General features: G+C 47.5%; 1 rRNA gene. It reads right to left on the bottom strand.

Annotation, left to right across the window (positions count from 1 at the left end):
• Positions 1-22: 22 nt before the first annotated feature.
• Positions 23-3,002, bottom strand: a 23S ribosomal RNA gene (locus C8C76_RS14735).
• Positions 3,003-3,047 lie beyond the last annotated feature (45 nt).

Here is a 3,047-nt window from a genome sequence, read left to right as displayed (position 1 = left end):
TCAAAGATACATATAGGAAATAATGATTAAGCCCTCGATCTATTAGTACCAGTTAGCTTAATGTATTACTACACTTACACCTCTGGCCTATCTACCTTATCATCTTTAAGGGATCTTACCTTCTTAACAAAGTGAGATACCTAATCTTGAAGTCTGTTTCACGCTTAGATGCTTTCAGCGCTTATCTTTTCCACACTTAGCTACTCAGCTATGCTCCTGGTGGAACAACTGATTCACCATCGGTGTGTCCATCCCGGTCCTCTCGTACTGGGGACAGCTCTTCTCAAGTATCTTTCGCCTGCGACGGATAGGGACCGAACTGTCTCACGACGTTCTGAACCCAGCTCGCGTACCGCTTTAATTGGCGAACAGCCAAACCCTTGGAACCTGCTTCAGCTCCAGGATGCGATGAGCCGACATCGAGGTGCCAAACCTCCCCGTCGATGTGAACTCTTGGGGGAGATAAGCCTGTTATCCCCGGGGTAACTTTTATCCGTTGAGCGACGGCAATTCCACACTATACCGCCGGATCACTAAGTCCTACTTTCGTACCTGCTCGACTTGTCTGTCTTGCAGTTAAGCTCCCTTCTGCCTTTACACTCTTCGTGCGATTTCCATCCGCACTGAGGGAACCTTTGAGCGCCTCCGTTACTGTTTGGGAGGCGACCGCCCCAGTCAAACTGCCCGCCTGACAATGTCCTGTGACCAGTTTATGGCCTCCAGTTAGAATTCCGCTGTAGAAAGGGTGGTATCCCACCAGCGACTCCACTGACATTGGCATGCCAGTTTCAAAGTCTCCCACCTATCCTGTACATTCTACATCAAAACCCAATATCAGGCTGCAGTAAAGCTCCACGGGGTCTTTCCGTCCTGTCGCAGGTAGCCTGCATCTTCACAGGCAATTTAATTTCACCGAGTCCCTTGTTGAGACAGCATCCAAGTCGTTACGCCATTCGTGCAGGTCGGAACTTACCCGACAAGGAATTTCGCTACCTTAGGACCGTTATAGTTACGGCCGCCGTTTACTGGGGCTTAGGTTCAGACCTTCGTGCTTAATGCACTAAGCCTTCTCCTTGACCTTCCAGCACCGGGCAGGCGTCAGCCCCTATACTTCGTCTTACGACTTAGCAGAGACCTGTGTTTTTGATAAACAGTCGCTTGGATCTTTTCACTGCGACCCACTAGCTAGTGCTAATGGGTACCCCTTCTCCCGAAGTTACGGGGTCATTTTGCCGAGTTCCTTAACAAGGGTTCTCTCGCGCGCCTTAGAATTCTCTTCCCGTCTACCTGTGTCGGTTTGCGGTACGGGCACTATAAATCTCGTTAGTGGTTTTTCTTGGCGACTCATTAAGTGGCTTCACCTCTTTTGGCTCCACATCACTAAAAGTCATTAGCGGGTAAAGGGATTTGCCTCCTTACCCTGACTCTTTAGCTTATACGTGCTCTTCCAGTCACACGCTCCACTCTCTTTGCCGCGTCCCCACTTCACTCAATCAATTTACAGTGGTATCTGAATCTTTACAGATTTTCCATCACCTACGCCTTTCGGCCTCAGCTTAGGTCCCGACTAACCCTGGGAGGACGAGCCTTCCCCAGGAATCCTTAGACTTTCGGCGAAGGAGATTCTCACTCCTTTTTTCGTTACTCATACCGGCATTCTCTCTTCTGTACAGTCCACTGCTCCTTACGGTACAGCTTCACTCCGTACACAATGCTCCTCTACCACTTACAATCATATAAATATAACCATAAATCCACAGCTTCGGTGATATGCTTTAGCCCCGTTACATTTTCGGCGCAAAACCGCTTAACCAGTGAGCTATTACGCACTCTTTAAATGAGTGGCTGCTTCTAAGCCAACATCCTGGTTGTCTGTGCGATCTCACTTCCTTTTCCACTTAGCATATACTTTGGGACCTTATCTGGTGGTCTGGGCTCTTTCCCTTTCGACTATGAAGCTTATCCCACATAGTCTGACTCCCGATGAACACTAAACGGCATTCGGAGTTTGAATGGATTTGGTAACCTTGTTGGGCCCCTTGTCCAATCAGTGCTCTACAACCATTTAACTTTTACATCGAGGCTAGCCCTAAAGCTATTTCGAGGAGAACCAGCTATCTCCGAGTTCGATTGGCCTTTCACCCCTATCCACAACTCATCCCCTCATTTTTCAACATAAGTGGGTTCGGGCCTCCACAAGCTCTTACACTCGCTTCACCCTGGTCATGGATAGATCACTCGGTTTCGGGTCTACTAATCATAACTTCCGCCCTTATCAGACTCGCTTTCGCTCTGGCTTCATCTCTATGACTTAACCTTTCGCTACGATTAGTAACTCGCCGGTCCGTGATACAAAAAGTACGCAGTCAGGCTTTCTAATAGCCCTCCTACTTATTGTAAGCTTACGGTTTCAGTTTCTATTTCACTCCCCTCCCGGGGTTCTTTTCACCTTTCCCTCACGGTACTTGTTCACTATCGGTCATTCAGGAGTATTTAGTCTTGGAAGGTGGTCCTCCCATATTCTCACAGGGTTTCTCGTGGCCCGTGATACTCTGGATAATTCTCTGACTTCTTTTACCTTTCGTCTACAGGACTATTACCTCCTTTGGTTGAGCTTTCCAGCTCATTCGACTGGGTAAAAAATTTAAGTCAGCTAAAAGCTGTAGCTTTTAGATAGTCTATCCTACACCCACATTAAGCAACGTCTACAGACTTACACTTAATGTGTTTGGACTCTTCCCCTTTCGCTCGCCGCTACTAAGGGAATCTCGTTTTGATTTCTTTTCCTCAGGGTACTAAGATGTTTCAGTTCTCCTGCTTGTTCTTACATGGCTACTTCTTTCACCACATAATACCAGTGCTCCACACTGGTGGGTTTCCCCATTCGGATATCCGCGGATCTACGCTTATTTAGCAGCTCCCCACGGCTTTTCGCAGCCGGTCGCGTCCTTCATCAACTCTGAATGCCAAGGCATCCACCATAAGCTCTTTCTAGCTTAATCAATTTATTTCCTATATGCATTTTTCAATGTACAGTTTTTTAGAAG

Source organism: Halanaerobium saccharolyticum (assembly GCF_003053565.1).
Lineage (GTDB): Bacteria > Bacillota > Halanaerobiia > Halanaerobiales > Halanaerobiaceae > Halanaerobium > Halanaerobium saccharolyticum_B.
The sequence above is the reverse complement of the archived record's forward strand: the minus strand, read 5'-3'. Positions and strand labels throughout refer to the sequence as shown.